At 40.6% G+C, this 404-nt stretch carries 1 protein-coding gene; it reads right to left on the bottom strand.

Features of this window, described 5'->3' with window-relative positions; genetic code table 11:
- Window positions 1-243 (bottom strand): RNA polymerase sigma factor (locus FRY97_RS22100; protein WP_317131941.1); only part of this gene is annotated, 243 nt, incomplete at its 3' end.
- Window positions 244-404: the final 161 nt, after the last annotated feature.

Here is a 404-nt window from a genome sequence, read left to right as displayed (position 1 = left end):
AATGCAATAGTTGTATGTAATGGAGTAGACCCAGGTTGAGAACTTTGCCTGTTCTTTAAAGCGGGCGAGGTTCAGGAAAATCTTAGTAAAAATCTCTTGTGTAGCGTCTTGTGCATGAGCTTCATTTTTCAGGATGGAGATGCACTTGGCATATATCCTTCCCATGTAGCGTTCATAGAGGACACTAAAACAAACAGAGGCCTGGGTTTCTAAGTAACTATGAATGACTTCGAGGTCTTTCATAGCCGGGGTACATACTTTTTCCAAGGGGCAAAAATTAATGACTTCGCTTAAATTAGCCATGGCGGGTACCCATGACTGAGGTTAAGACGGTGTTTTGGATAAAAAGGAACGTAATCTTATCTCTTTTTTGGCAAAGCACATTAGAGAATACTGTGAAGATA

The sequence above is a fragment of the Phaeodactylibacter luteus genome, from assembly GCF_007993045.1.
In the GTDB taxonomy this organism is placed as follows: domain Bacteria; phylum Bacteroidota; class Bacteroidia; order Chitinophagales; family Saprospiraceae; genus Phaeodactylibacter; species Phaeodactylibacter luteus.
The sequence above is the reverse complement of the archived record's forward strand: the minus strand, read 5'-3'. Positions and strand labels throughout refer to the sequence as shown.